11 protein-coding genes are annotated in these 12863 nt (G+C 58.9%); 4 read left to right on the forward strand and 7 right to left on the reverse strand.

Annotated elements, in window-relative coordinates; all coding sequences use genetic code 11:
- Positions 1 to 36: 36 nt before the first annotated feature.
- The 3 genes from AC1DKH_RS03840 to AC1DKH_RS03850 are packed head-to-tail and all read right to left on the reverse strand — an operon-like array spanning position 37 to position 3314.
- The gene (locus AC1DKH_RS03840) at positions 37 to 984 is read right to left on the reverse strand and encodes an HlyD family secretion protein (RefSeq protein ID WP_477797460.1); all 948 of its coding nucleotides are present in this window, start codon (positions 982 to 984) and stop codon (positions 37 to 39) included.
- 4 nt (positions 985 to 988) lie between these two features.
- Positions 989 to 1189 carry a DUF1656 domain-containing protein gene (locus AC1DKH_RS03845; RefSeq protein ID WP_108217534.1) on the reverse strand — a complete coding sequence of 67 codons (201 nt, stop codon included), beginning with the start codon at positions 1187 to 1189 and terminating at the stop codon, positions 989 to 991.
- Positions 1179 to 3314 carry an FUSC family protein gene (locus AC1DKH_RS03850; protein WP_477797461.1) on the reverse strand — a complete coding sequence of 712 codons (2136 nt, stop codon included), beginning with the start codon at positions 3312 to 3314 and terminating at the stop codon, positions 1179 to 1181. The genes AC1DKH_RS03845 and AC1DKH_RS03850 overlap by 11 nt, the downstream gene beginning before the upstream one ends.
- A gap of 185 nt (positions 3315 to 3499) precedes the next feature.
- Between AC1DKH_RS03850 and AC1DKH_RS03855 the strand changes: the two genes are divergently transcribed.
- Together AC1DKH_RS03855 and AC1DKH_RS03860 are read left to right on the forward strand one after the other, a co-directional pair.
- The gene (locus AC1DKH_RS03855) at positions 3500 to 4555 is read left to right on the forward strand and encodes a tetratricopeptide repeat protein (protein ID WP_477797462.1); all 1056 of its coding nucleotides are present in this window, start codon (positions 3500 to 3502) and stop codon (positions 4553 to 4555) included.
- A gap of 45 nt (positions 4556 to 4600) precedes the next feature.
- Complete coding sequence (locus AC1DKH_RS03860; protein ID WP_477756357.1) at positions 4601 to 4723, forward strand: hypothetical protein; 123 nt, start codon at positions 4601 to 4603, stop codon at positions 4721 to 4723.
- A gap of 4 nt (positions 4724 to 4727) precedes the next feature.
- Here the strand turns inward: AC1DKH_RS03860 and AC1DKH_RS03865 are convergent, their stop codons facing one another.
- The 4 genes from AC1DKH_RS03865 to AC1DKH_RS03880 form a co-directional block, all read right to left on the reverse strand.
- Complete coding sequence (locus AC1DKH_RS03865; RefSeq protein WP_223458099.1) at positions 4728 to 5105, reverse strand: response regulator; 378 nt, start codon at positions 5103 to 5105, stop codon at positions 4728 to 4730.
- Positions 5102 to 6364 carry a hybrid sensor histidine kinase/response regulator gene (locus AC1DKH_RS03870; protein WP_477797463.1) on the reverse strand — a complete coding sequence of 421 codons (1263 nt, stop codon included), beginning with the start codon at positions 6362 to 6364 and terminating at the stop codon, positions 5102 to 5104. The genes AC1DKH_RS03865 and AC1DKH_RS03870 overlap by 4 nt, the downstream gene beginning before the upstream one ends.
- Before the next feature lie 94 nt (positions 6365 to 6458).
- The gene (locus tag AC1DKH_RS03875) at positions 6459 to 7274 is read right to left on the reverse strand and encodes a CheR family methyltransferase (RefSeq protein ID WP_477755935.1); all 816 of its coding nucleotides are present in this window, start codon (positions 7272 to 7274) and stop codon (positions 6459 to 6461) included.
- Positions 7275 to 7291: 17 nt separating this feature from the next.
- Positions 7292 to 10783, reverse strand: coding sequence for a response regulator (locus AC1DKH_RS03880; RefSeq protein WP_477797464.1), 3492 nt, complete (start codon positions 10781 to 10783; stop codon positions 7292 to 7294).
- A gap of 256 nt (positions 10784 to 11039) precedes the next feature.
- On the opposite strand from AC1DKH_RS03880, the gene AC1DKH_RS03885 reads away from it, so the two are divergent.
- Together AC1DKH_RS03885 and AC1DKH_RS03890 are read left to right on the forward strand one after the other, a co-directional pair.
- A complete protein-coding gene (locus AC1DKH_RS03885) occupies positions 11040 to 11402 on the forward strand; it encodes a response regulator (RefSeq protein ID WP_477797465.1) in 363 nt (120 codons plus the stop codon).
- Positions 11403 to 11476: 74 nt separating this feature from the next.
- Positions 11477 to 12769: a glycosyltransferase gene (locus tag AC1DKH_RS03890; protein WP_477797466.1), complete on the forward strand. Its 1293-nt coding sequence runs from the start codon at positions 11477 to 11479 to the stop codon at positions 12767 to 12769.
- Positions 12770 to 12863: the final 94 nt, after the last annotated feature.

Below are 12863 nucleotides of genomic sequence, written 5' to 3' on the forward strand. Positions count from 1 at the left end.
ATCAAAAGATCGCAGCCTTCGGCAGCTCCTACGGGGTTAGCGGTGTTCTTCGACGGTCACGGTAGCCGTGGTCCCCGCCCTCAGGTTGTTTTTACCGGCATAGTCGGCATCGATCTCGATCCGCACCGGCACCCGTTGCGCCAGCTTGATCCAGGTGTAACTGGGGTTGATATTCGCCAGCAGGCGGCCACCGGGCAGGTTTTCCCGGTCGGCAATGGCAAAGGCGATGCTCTGCACTTTGCCGCCGAACGTCTCGCCACTCATCAACTCGATCTTGACCCGGTCGCCCTCCCCGATCCGCGGCAACTTGGTTTCTTCAAAGTAACCGCTGACATAGAACGAATCGCTGTCCACCAACGCCAGCAATGGACCGCCGGCCGAGGCGTAGTCGCCCTCCCGGGTCAGCAGATTGGTGACATATCCGGTCACCGGGGAGACAACGTGGGTACGCTGTAAATCGAGCTCGGACTGGGTCAAGGCCGCGATGGCCAGTTGCACATTAGCCTGGGCCAACACCAGGTTGGCCTGATTACGCAGCAAGTCAGCCTGGGCCACCGACACGTCGGTGTTGGCTTTTTCCCACTCTTCGCCGGAAATCGCCGAACGATCCTTGAGCGTACGCCGCCGTTGCTCTTCGCTCTGACGTTGTTTGAGCAACGCTTCGCTGGCGGTAATGGTCGCCTGGGCCTGCCCGAGCGAGGCTTTCGCCACCTCAACGGCACGTTTGGCATGCTCCACCGCCAGGATGTAACGCGCCGGATCGATCTCCAGCAACGCCTGGCCTTTGTTCACATGCTGGTTGTCCTGCACGGTCAGGCCGACGATTCGCCCCGAAACGTCGGCGGATAAGGTCACCACATCGGCACGCACCCGGGCATCCCGGGTCCAGGGGGCGCGGGTGTAATGCTCCCACGCAAACCAACCCAGGATAACGGCCAGCAGTACCACCGCCAGCGTCGTGAGTCGGGAAAGGATGTTCTTCAAGGCATCAGGCTCCCATCACCAGGATCAACGTGGCGCAGACGCAGACGTATAGCGCGCCTTCGAACAACGCTTCGTGCCAGACAAACTGCAGCACACCGAGGCGCCGCAACGTCCAGTCCAGCAGCAGGAAAATCGGCACGCCCAGCAGCAGCGCCTGAGCAATCGGGGGCAGGTAGGCACCACCCACTTCCAGATCAATGGGCAAGGACAGGGTCTCCTTCAAGGCCTGCGGGTTGAAAGTAGCCGCGGTAGCGCTCGACGAACGACACCACGATCAACAGCGACACGCGCATACGGAACACCGACCACAAGTGCTCATGAACATCGGTATGCAGGGCATCCAGTTCGTCGCCCAGGGTGTGGAGGCTATCCAGCACCAGCGCCACTTCGACCCCGGGCCGACCGGCGACCAGCCTCCCCGTTTCCCGCACTGTCGAGAACAGGCGACTTTGCAGATCCGGACTCAGCAGTGCGTTGTTCTGCCCCTGCTGCCTGAGCTGATTCAAGGCAATACCCAGTGCCATGCAGGCCAGGCTGACCTGGAACCGCTCACGCGATTGAGGCTCCCGGGTCGCCGGCAGCAGCCCCAGCATCATGGTCAGGCGATCGACCATACGGCTCTCGAACGCAAACTGCTGCTCATCGGTCGCCGAGGTTTTCAACAAGGCGTACACCTGCTCGCAGCTCTCTTTGTGGAGCCGGCGCATGCGCAAATCCGGCATGAACGGAAAGATCAACGCATACACACTCAACGCCAGCACGGTCGCGCAGGTATAAGCGCCGGCAAACTCGAACCACTGGATCGCGGTGTTCTGGCCAATCCCAACGTTCAACGGGCCGAGCAACAGAAAAGTCGTGAGCCCCAGGCCAATGCCGGTACCTGTAGTGGCGGGACTGGCCAGGCCCACCGCAACGGCATAGAGCAAGGGCGCCAGCAACAAGGCAAGCATCTCGAAATTGCTGATCATCGGCACAAACATGAACTGAAGCAGTGCCGAGGCCACCAGCGCCAGCCCGAACCCCCGCGCATAGCTTTGAACGGCCAGCAGCGGCCGGGGAAACGTCGACATCAGCGAACACAGGATGCCCACCAGCACCATCGCGCCTCGCGCACCGTCCCAACCGGTTTCGATCCAGATCAGGCCGGCGATCAACAGCGCGGAAAAGGCCCGGACGGCATTCATGGTCGCCAGGGTGAAGTCCAGGTGCAGCGGGTTTTCCCGCCCGCGAAACACGCTGCTGGCGGGTCGCCCGCTCTGGATGGCATCACTCAACTCCAGAATCTGCTCAAGTTGCTGCAGAAGGCGTGCTTGCTCCCAGCGCAACGACCAGGCCAGCGAGCGCAAGGTGGCCGGCAGCGGCTCAGTCAATTGTTCGGCCCTGTAGGCCAGCTCATCAAAGCGTTGTTGCAGCGACGTGAAATGATGGCGCTTTTCACTGGACAGCGAACGCCCCTGCCGCGCCAGTTCATCGAGAAAGGCCAGTTCTTCGGCGCGCAGCCGTTGAATTTCTTCAGGCAACTCGCCCTCCCAGCGCTCGGTCAACAACAACCGCTGGTGGCGCAAGGCGGTCAACCGCGCGGTCAACAACACCAATTGATTGCCCAACAGTTGCACCAGGCCGTTGGCACTGCGCAAGCGCGGGGCATCGTAATACATGTGCCGGCGCACACCCTCCAGGCCGCTGATCTGCCCCAACAGCTGCATTTGTCGGTGCTGGAAATCCGCTTCGCTCTCTTCGGTGCGGATGACGGCGCTGGCATGGGTGGCCAGCAATCGGGTGATTTGATCGATCTTCGCGAAATAGTCCCGGGCCACGGCTTCCGGCCGGGCGGTGAGCAGGCTGACCACGCACACACAGGCAACCGCCAGCAAGGTTTCGGTGAGGCGGGTCACCGCCAGCAAAAAGGTGCCGTCCTGATCGGGAATCGCCAGCAATGCGATGACCACGGCGGTGTAGCCACTGAGCACGAATGCCCCGGAGCTGGTGTAGCGCAACAGTGTGCCACCGGCGGTGCACAGCGCCAGCCACAGGGCCAGGGTGGTGATGAACGGCAACGGTGCCTGCGCAAATATCGCCATGATTGCCACCGCCACGACCGCCCCCATGGTGGTACCGATGACTTGGCCAAAACTGCGCGCCAGCACCATGCCGCCCAGTGGCTGGCTGATGATGACCACGGCCATGATCGACCACTTGGGTTGGTCCAGATCGAACAAAAACGCCAGATACAGTGTCAACAAACCGGCCGCGATGGTTCGCAGGGCAAACAGCAACACCCCGGGGCCGGGGTTGAGCATGGCCTTGAAGTACTGCAACAACGCTTGCATGGGAACACTCGTCGAGACACCTCCAGCAAGCGTAGTCACTGCTGCGGGGCCTCGACAGGTTTTGCTGTCGACACCGCTTGCAGGCCCATTGAATCGCCAGTGAGCGTCGTCAAGGTTTGACTCAAAGCCTGGCCTGACCGAAGCTGGCGACCTTTGCAAAAGCTCGCCAGCTTCCGGATTCCTGCATGCCCAAGTCCCGCCGCTATCTGTTTATCAGCCTCTTTGCCCTGCTCGTCATCGGCCTGGCGTGGGTTTCCCTGCGCAATACCGCCCCGGTGGTTCCCGAAGCCATACAACATGGCTACAGCGAAGCACTGGCGGCTACCCGGGGTGGTCAACCCGGTGCCGCACGGGTGCTCTATCAGCAATTGGGCCGTCCGGACCTGTCCCCCAAGCGTCGTGTCTGGTTGCATGCCGAGCTGCCCAACTATCCAAGCTCGGTGGCCCTGAAACTGGCAGATGCCGACCTGCAGAACGAGTCGCCCGAGGTCCGTATCGCTGCGATCAGGAGTATCAGCGGCCTGGTACCGAGCGGCCAGCGCAGTCTGCTGCTGGGGCCATTGCTCGATGACCGCGAACAAAGCGTGCGGCTGGCCGCAATCAACGCGCTGCTGGGTTTGTCTCCGGATGAACTCGGCTTGTATTTCGGGCCGCTGGAGCAAGCCATCGATGCCTGGGAGCAAGTGCTCAAGAGCGAGCCGCAAAGCGCCGATAACCAATACCAACTGGCCCGGCTGCACCTGCACAACGCCGAGCTCAAGGAAGCGCAACAGGCGCTGGACAACACCCTGCGCCTGGCACCGGACAACCTGCCGGCGCTGGTGCTGCAAATCGAAGTGCTGGATAAACAGGGCCAAAACGACGCCGCCCGGCAGTTGTTGGCCAGGCAACTCCAGGCACAACCCGATTCGGCCTACCTGCAACATGCCCTGGGGCTCTGGCTGCTGCATCACGAGCAAAGCGAATTCGCCCTGCTCGGCTTGTCCAAAGCCGTTGAACTCGAGCCCAATAACCGGGATTACCGTTACGACCTGGCCACCACATTGCACAGTGAGCAAGAGCTCGAAGCGGCGCAGAAACAGTTGCAGGAAATCGTTCAGCGCCACCCGAACGACCGCAAGGCCCGGGTGCTATTGATCAATTACTGGAAGGAAAGCGGCCAACTGCAAAACGTACAGGTCCTGTTGGCCCAACTCGAACAGATGAACCCCGACGATCCGGCGTTGCAACAAGGGCTTTGACCCCGACTGACATTTCGTTTAACCGTCGTCCCGGCCCAGGGTCAAGTGAAAAGGCAGCCCGTTGCGGCAGTGCGCGGCGGGTTTCTCGATCCGGGCATGCAGATGATCACCAAGCCCTTTACCTTTGATCTGTTGACGGCGAAGGTGCGGGAGATGATCAGCGCCTGAATGCTTATGAAAGCATGTCTTGCATCAGTTCCTGCAATTTATCCAGATCGAAAGGTTTGTCCAGGATCGGCGCCGTGCGGGTGATCGGGCTGTCGGTCTCACGGATTTCCTGGGCATAGCCGCTGATGAAAATCACCTTGAGTTCCGGTCGCAGCTTCACGGCGGGTTCGGCGATCTGCACGCCGGAGATGCCACCGGGCAGGCGGAAGTCGGTGATCATCATGTCCAGGTGCGGTTTGCTCGCGAGGATTTCAAAAGCCTGCTCGCCGTTTTCCGCCTGCAACACGCGGTAACCCTCGCCCGACAGATAAGCGGACAGCACCATCAGAATCGAGGGATCGTCCTCGACGACGAGTACTACATCTTGTGCATCTTCGCTCATGGGAAGCCTTTGTTCGGTCGATTGCTGCTGATACGACCGTGGGGTCGATCAGAGGTTGCGTTTATCTGGCTGTTTTCCTGCAGCGGCAGACAAACGCGAAACAAGGCGCCTTCGTCAATCCTGCTCTGGACCGTAATAGTACCGCCATGGGCGGTGACAATCTGTTCTGAAATAAACAATCCCAGGCCCAGTCCGGCACCGATATGTTTGGCCGATACCCGTTCGAACTGCTGGAAAATCCGCTTCTGGTTTTCTTCGCTGATACCGATCCCCTGGTCCTGCACGTCCACCAGCGCCCGGCCCTCTTCACTGTAGACTCTCACCGAGACCAGGCCCTTGGCCCCGTAGCGCAAAGCGTTGCTCAACAGGTTGGAAATCACCTGTTCAATACGAAATTCATCCCAATTTCCGATCACCGGTTGCTCGGCATCCAGCGTGACCGACGCCTCGGCGGCGTCGATTTGTTGGGAAAAGTTGTGCATCACGTCGCGAACCAGCGTCGAAAGGTCGAAACACGTCGACCGGATCGACAACTTGCCGGTGCGAATACGCGAAACGTCGAGCATGTCTTCGATCAAGCGTATGAGGCTTTTGATCTGCCGTTCGTCGCGGTCGACCATGGCGTGCATCTTGTCCAGGGTGAAGGCGGCGGCGTTGTCCCGGGCCAGGTGCATCTTGCGCAACTGGGTTTCCAGGATCAGGCCGTTGAGTGGCGTACGGACTTCGTGGGCGACGATGGACATGAAGTCATCGCGCATGCGCACCGCCTGCTCCAGTTCCAACTGGGTGTTTTGCAGTTGCTTGAGCAATGCCTCCTGCTCACGGCGGCTTTGCTCCAGGGCCAGCACTTGTTCCTTCATCGCCTTGCTCTGGCGATACAGGTCGACGAACACATTGACCTTGCTCTTGACCGCGAGGATGTCCAGCGGCTTGTGCAGGAAGTCCACGGCGCCGCTTTCATAGCCCTTGAACGCGTAGTTCAGTTCACGCCCGGCGGCGCTAACGAAGACGATCGGAATATTCCTGGTTTTTTCTGTACCGCGCATCAACTCGGCCAGCTCGAAACCGTTCATGCCGGGCATCTGCACATCGAGGATGGCCATGGCGAATTCGTGTTGCAACAGCAGGGACAAGGCTTCGTCGGCGGACTGCGCCTTGTACACGATTCGGTCCTTACGCTTGATCAGCGCTTCGAGCGCCAGCAGATTCTCCGGCAGATCGTCGACGATCAGCAGATTGGCCTGGATATTACTTAGCATGCGATTCGTTCCAGCTCGACAGGCAGACGGCCGATGCCACCGGCCCAGGCACCGATCACGATCGCTTCGATAGCCGGCAAGTTCGTTGCACTGTTCATGATTTTCGGTAGATCCGCTCTTGTTTGACCAGCGGCTCGAACTGATTGCCGAAGGCTGAAAAATTCGGGGTTTCCTTACTGCCCAACACCAAAAAACCGCGATGGCAGAGGGATTCATGAAACAGTCCGAATGCCCGATCCTGAAGTTTTTTATTAAAGTAAATCAGTACGTTACGACATGAAATTAATTGAGTTTCTGAAAATACGCTGTCCGTCGCCAGGCTGTGATCGGCGAAGGTCACGTTCTCGCGCAGTGTCTTGTCGAAAATCGCGTAGCCATAAGCCGCCGTATAGTAGTCGGCAAAAGAACACTGGCCACCGGCCTGCTGGTAATTAGCAGTGTAGGCGCGGACATTCTCCATCGAGAAAATCCCTTGCCTGGCCTTTTCCAGCGAGCGCGGATTGATGTCAGTGGCGTAGATGATCGTGCGGTCGAGCAAGCCTTCTTCGCGCAGCACAATGGCCATCGAATACACCTCTTCACCGGTGCTGCATCCGGCGATCCAGATCTTGAGCGAAGGGTAGGTTCGCAGCAGCGGCACCACTTCTTTGCGGATGGCCAGGAAGTGCGAAGGGTCGCGAAACATTTCACTGACCGGAATCGTCAACAATTGCAGCAGTTGCATGAACGCGGTGGGATCGTGGAGGACCTTTTCCTGCAACGCCGAGATGGTATTGCACTCGAACTGACTCAACGCATGGTTGACCCGGCGCTTGATCGAAGCGCCGGAGTAATCGCGAAAATCGTAGCTGTACTTGAGGTAAATCGCCTCGATCAACAAGCGCAATTCGATTTCGCTGTTTCGCTCCATTGAAAAATTGCGCTCCACTAGATACGTTCCACCTTCGGTAACCACACACGAATCAGCGAAAACAGGCGATCCAGGTCGATGGGCTTGGCCAGGTAATCGTTGGCGCCGGCCTGCCGGCAGCGCTCCTGGTCGTCCTTCATGGCCTTGGCCGTCACCGCGATGATCGGCAGCTTGCGCCAGCGCGGGTCCTTGCGGATTTCAACAATGGCTTCGAAACCATCCATCCGCGGCATCATTACGTCCATCAACACCAGATCGATGTCTTGCACCTCATTCAATCGTTCAATCGCTTCGCGGCCGTTGCGACCAATGACCACCACTGCGCCTTTTTGCTCCAGCGCACTGGTGAGGGCAAAAATGTTGCGCACATCGTCATCCACCAGCAGCACTTTGCGGCCCTCGAAGACCTTGTCGCGGCTGCGAGCGACCTTGAGCATCTTCTGCCGTTCATGGGACAACCGCGATTCGACTTTGTGCAGAAAAAGCGTCACCTCATCCAGCAGCCGCTCCGGTGAGCGTGCGCCCTTGATGATGATCGAACGCGAATACTTGCACAGTTCAGCCTCTTCATCCCGGGTCAGGTTGCGCCCGGTATAGACGATGACCGGTGGAAAGGAGCAGAGGTCTTCGGTGGACATGCGCTTGAGCAGGTCATTACCGAGCATGTCCGGCAGTTTGAGGTCGATGATCATGCAATCGAAAACCGAGGCCCGCAGCAGGTCCAGCGCCTCCTGCGCCAGGCCAACGGCAGTGATCTCGAGGTCATCGTCGCCGATCAGGCGGGCAATGCTGTCGCGCTGCAAGTCGTCGTCCTCGACCAGCAGCACGCGCTTGACCTTCTGGGTCAGCTTGGCCTCGAGGCGTGCAAATACGTCCTTGAGTTCCTCGCGGGTGGTCGGTTTGACCGCATAGCCAATGGCGCCCATGTGCATCGCTGCTTCAACCCGGTCCTCGACCGAAATCACATGCACCGGGATGTGCCGGGTTTCGGCGTGTTCCTTCAGGCGTTGCAGCACGGTCAGGCCGGAGTGATCCGGCAGGCGCATGTCCAGCAGGATCGCGTCGGGGATGAACGTCTTGGCCAGGTCGTAGCCTTCGTCGGCGCCATGGGCCACCAGGCACTGATAACCCAGTTCATGGGCAAGGTCGTAGAGGATGTGCGCAAAGTTCGGCTCATCTTCCACCACCAGAATGCAGCGGCTGGTGAACGGACCGTTGTTGCGATCGTCGTCGAAACGCGGAATGTCGATGTCGGCCATCAGTGGCGACAATGTAGGCGGCAATACACTCGGCGCAGCCGCCACAGGAGCGGCTCGCATCAGTTCGACAGGCCCTTCGCCCGGTTCTATGTATTGCTGTGGCAAGACCAGGGTAAACACACTGCCCTGCCCCGGCGTGCTGGTCACACTGATGGAGCCGCCGAGCAAGGCCGCCAGATCACGGGAGATCGACAAACCCAGTCCGGTGCCGCCATAACGCCGATTGGTGGTGCCATCGGCCTGACGGAATGCCTCGAAAATGCTGTCGTACTGCTGCGCCGCAATGCCGATCCCGGAATCACGGACGCTGAACGCGATGCCGTCGTTCGGCACCGTGGCGACGGACAGGCACACGCTGCCGCTTTCAGTGAATTTGACGGCGTTGGACAGCAGGTTCTTGAGCACCTGCTCCAGGCGCTGGCGGTCGGTGAACAGCATCAGCGGCGCGCCGTCCTGCACATCCAACTGGAATTCCAGCTGTTTGTCCGACGCCAACGGCTGAAACAGACCGCGCAGGCCCTCGACCAGACGCGCCACGCTGGTGTTCTCCGGACGGATCTCCAACTTGCCGGCCTCGACCTTGGAAATGTCCAGAATGTCGTTGATCAGGTTGAGCAAGTCATTGCCGGCGGAGTAGATCGATTCGGCGAATTTGACCTGCTCGGCGCTGAGGTTTTCCTCCGGGTTTTCCGCCAGCAGCTTGGCCAGGATCAACGAACTGTTCAGCGGCGTGCGCAACTCGTGGGACATGTTGGCGAGGAATTCGGACTTGTACTGGCTCGAGCGCTGCAACTCTACGGCACGTTCTTCGAGCTGGATCCGGGCCTGATTGAGCTCGGTATTCTTCAGCTCCATGGCGTCGCGTTGCTCGGCCAGAGCTTGTGCCTGTTCGGCGAGCTGTTCGTTGGTCTGCTCCAGCTCCACCTGCTGGATTTCCAGGTGCGCCTGGGACTCCTTGAGAATCCGTGACTGTTCTTCGAGCTCTTCGTTGGCGGTCTTGAGCTCTTCCTGCTGAACTTGCAACTCTTCGTTGAGTTGCTGGGTTTCGGCCAACACCTCCTGCAAACGCTGACGATAGCGTGCAGCCTCGATCGAGGTGCCGATGTTGCCGGCAATCAGCTCAAGCAATTCAATGTCACGGTCCGTCAGTGAGCGCAGAAAGCCCAGTTCGATCACGCCATTGACCCGCTCGTCATCACTGGTGGGCACCACCAGCACACTGCGCGGCAAACCTTCGCCGAGGCCGGAGCTGACTTTGAAGTAATCAACCGGTACCTCGTCCAGGCGAATCAACCGTGCCTGTTGCGCCACCTGGCCGACAATGCCTTCTTCGCTGTAAATCTGCTGCTCCCGCTCTTCTTGCTCACGGGAAAACCCGTAGGTGGCGATGCGTTTGAGGCCGCCGTGGTCTTCGCGCACATAAATAGCCGCCACGGCGGTGCCAAGGTACTGCGCACAAAATTGCAGAATATTGCGTCCCAGCAGGCTCAGGCTCAACTGTCCCAGCACCTGCCCGGCGAGTTGAGTCTGACCGTTGCGCAACCAGGCTTGCTGCTCCAGGCGATGGGCGCTGGCCTGTTGGGCAGCGAGGTTGACGCCGTAGCTTTGCGAAAGATTGAGCAAATCGCGGCGCCCGACATACGCCAGCAAGCCACTGACGCCGGCAATGAACAACAGATAGAGGCTGATACTCCAGACTGTGGTGCGCCGCACGTCTTCATTGCGAGCGGTGCGCAGTTGTTGCTCGGAGTCGATCACGTCCTCGAATTGCTTGCGAATTTCATCGGTCAGGCGTTTGCCGCGTCCGGCCTTGACCACGGCGCGATAGTCACCGCTGCTGCGCTGCAAATCGATCAGCGATTGCGCGTAGCTGGCCCATTCCAGCTGCAATGCCTGCAACCGCAGCAAGCGGTCAGTCTGCACCGGGTTGTCGGCGGTCAGCTCGAGCAAGGTGTTGAGGGCCACGGCAATTCGCGGTTTGGCGGTTTCGTAGGGATCGAGGAAATGTTCGTCGCCACTGAGCAGGAAACCGCGCATCCCGGTTTCCAGGTCCACGGTCAGCTTGAGCGCTTCATTGGCGTTATTGATCACCCGGTCGGTGTGTTGCACCCACTGGATCGTCGACAGTAAATAGCTGATCAGCGAAACGAAGAACACCGCGCTGATGAGGCCCAGACCCAACGGCAGGCTGATGTTGCGGCTCAGGAGTTTACGAAATCGTTGCTCATCAACCGTGGACGCGGAGGTCATGGGTCAGGCCTTGTCGAACTGTCGGGATGCAAGGAGTTTGCCGCAAAACTGGCACATTGATCCAATTTTCTGACATGGTTTCGCGCAAGGTCCTACATTGCGCTGCGATCGCGCAAAGCGGCGGGTTATCCTTGCGTGACCTGCGCCGCACTCTTTTTTGCATCGCGTCGGGAACTTGTCGGGATCCGCCACTTACTGATGCAAGAAGCTGGTATTTTCGAACGCTGGCAATGCCAATTTTATCGGGAATCTCACTATGTCATCCGTCAACGGCTCCACCATCCTTGTCGTCGAAGACGATGCCATCGTGCGCATGCTGATCGTCGATGTACTGGAGGAGTTGGAGTTCAAGGTGCTGGAAGCCAATGGCAGCGAGCAGGCGCTGGAGACACTCAAGGACTTGAGCCAGCACATTGATCTGATGATGACCGACGTGGGCCTGCCGAACATGGACGGCCGCGAACTGGCCAATGAAGCACGTGATTTACGTCCAGCCTTGCCGATCCTGTTTGCCAGCGGTTATGCCGAAACCATCGAAGTGCCTCAAGGCATGCACTTGATCGGCAAACCGTTCTCCATCGATCAGTTGCGCGACAAGGTCAAAGACATTCTCGAGTGACGTTGCGATCCGCTGTGGTTTAATGCGCGCCTTTTTCGTCCCTGCCCTGTCTTCGCTTCAAGGAATTCCCGTACATGAACCAGCCCCGCGCAACCAAAGTCCTGGTCATTGGTTACGTCTGGCCCGAGCCCCGCTCTTCCGCGGCCAGCGGGCATGTCATGCAAATCCTCGAGGTTTTCCTGCAGCAAGGCTGGGACATCACGTTCAGCAGCCCGGCGGGCTTCGGCGAACAACGCGCAGACCTGACGGCGTTGGGCATTCGCGAAGTGCCGATCGAGCTGAACAGCAGCAGTTTCGACGAGTTCATCAGCGAACTGGCGCCGGACATCGTGTTGTTCGATCAATTCATGATGGAGGAACAGTTCGGATGGCGGGTCGAGAAGCATTGTCCCGATGCCCTGCGCGTGCTCGAAAGTTGCGACCTGCAAAGCCTCAGGCATGGCCGGCATCAACGCCTCAAGGAGCGTTTGAAAACCAGTGATGACAACAATGACTTCAGTGGCCTGTTCGCCCAGGCAGAGCGTGAAGAATTTGAACACATGGCCAACACCGATCTGGCAAAGCGCGAAATCGCCTCGTTTTATCGTTGTGATTTGACGCTGATGGTTTCCGAAGTGGAAATCGAATTGCTGGTCGAGCAGTTCAGGATTCCACGCAACTTGTTGCACTGGTGCCCATTGATGGTCGATCTTCCGGCCAGCGCACCGGTAGCGTTCGAAGATCGGGCGCACTTTCTGCATATCGGCAACTTTCGCCATGCACCCAATTGGGATGCGGTGCTCTGGTTGAAAACCGCGATCTGGCCGCTGATTCGCGAGCAACTACCCAGCGCTCAATTGCATATCTATGGTGCCTACACACCACCCAAGGCCACTGCGCTACATAACGCGGCGCAGGGGTTCCACGTAATGAACTGGGCAGAGGACGCCTTGCAGGTGATGTCGGCGACGCGGGTGTGCCTGGCGCCCTTGCGTTTTGGCGCAGGTATCAAGGGCAAAATCGTCGATGCAATGCTCTGTGGCACACCGAATGTGACGACGCCAGTCGGTGCGGAGGCGATGCATGGCGAAGAGACTTGGCCCGGTGCAGTGACCCGTTCGGCACGCGAGTTCGCCGATCATGCCGTGCAACTGCACAACGACAAGGCCCTATGGTTGAGCGCCCAGAATCAAGCCCGCGCTTTGTTGGCCAGTCGCTACCAGCCGTCCATTCATGGCCCGGCGTTGATTGAACGGCTGGTTGCTTGTCAGCGGCACCTGTCCGACATTCGGCGAGATAACTTTACCGGCAGCATGTTGCGCCATCACCACCACAAAAGTACTCAATACATGGCGCAATGGATTGAAGCGAAAAACCGGGCCCAATGAGTCGCCGAAAATAACCCTGTATAAAACTCACTAGATAACTTATTAACAATACGAAACACCCCGCCACTCCTGCCTGAGTCGCATGAGTGGCTTT

This window comes from Pseudomonas sp. 05L36, assembly GCF_056398125.1.